Annotated in this window: 1 protein-coding gene; it reads left to right on the forward strand. The window is 72.5% G+C overall.

Annotated elements, in window-relative coordinates:
• On the forward strand, nt 1-808 hold an 808-nt coding region (locus AB5767_RS10015), incomplete at its 5' end, for an IS30 family transposase (RefSeq protein WP_368132949.1).
• Nucleotides 809-1,033: the final 225 nt, after the last annotated feature.

Genomic DNA, 1,033 nt, shown 5'->3' on the forward strand with positions numbered 1-1,033 from the left:
CAACGGCGGGCCCGTGGACCTGTCGCCGTCGACCATCTACCGCTGGGTCTCGGCGGGCTACGACGGCATGACCAACATGGAGCTCAGGCGCAAGGTCGGCTACAGGCCGAGGAAGCGCGCCGCGGGCCGGGCGGCCACGCGCCACTCCGCCCGCAGGTCGCATGCCGCGTTCCTCGCCCTCGGGGAGGACGCGTGCGCCGCGGCCTGGGAGATGGACACCGTCGAGGGGGCCCGGGAGGACTCCGCCTGCCTGCTCACGCTGCTGCACCGCCCCAGCAGGCTCCAGCTCGCGCTGCCGCTGGAGGAGAAGACCGCCGGGTGCGTCGCGGACGCCCTGGAGGGCATCCGGGCCATCCTCGGCGCCGACGGGACGCGCCGCGTGTTCCGCGCCGTCCTCACCGACAACGGCGCCGAGTTCTCCGACGAGGCGGCGGTCGCGGCGCTGCTCGGCGAGGGGCCGGGCGAGACGAGGCTGTTCTACTGCGACCCCAGGCGCAGCGACCAGAAGGGCGCCTGCGAGCGCAACCACGTCGAGATCAGGAAGCTGCTGCCCAAGGGCGCCGGAATCAGGTTCGACCGGCTCGCCCCGGCCGACCTGGCGCTGGCCATGTCGCACGTGAACTCCGAGCCCCGCGGCGCACTCGGCTTCGCGACGCCCGCGCGCGCCTTCAGGGCGATGCTCGGGGAGGACGCGGCGGCGCTGCTGGACGCCTACGGCGTGGGGGACGTGCCGCTCGGCGACCTCGACCTGACGCCGGGGCTCATCGAGAGGGCGCGCGCAGAGAGGGGCGATGCCCCGCTGGCCTAGCCTGGAAGAAAACGGAATAGACGGACCGACCGTCCGGCTGAGTCTGGGAAGAGGTGCCGGGCGGCGGGCGGAGCATGGCCACCGGACCCATCGAAACACATCTCCACCGTTCCTTCAACTGGGAAAACGGCGCCCCCGGACCCCAGGAGGGGCCGCGGGGGCGTTCGGCTAACTGCGGGAGCGAGCCATCAGCTCAATGTGTTCGGCTGAGATCGGAAATCAACC

The organism is Collinsella aerofaciens, assembly GCF_040926265.1.
In the GTDB taxonomy this organism is placed as follows: domain Bacteria; phylum Actinomycetota; class Coriobacteriia; order Coriobacteriales; family Coriobacteriaceae; genus Collinsella; species Collinsella aerofaciens_BB.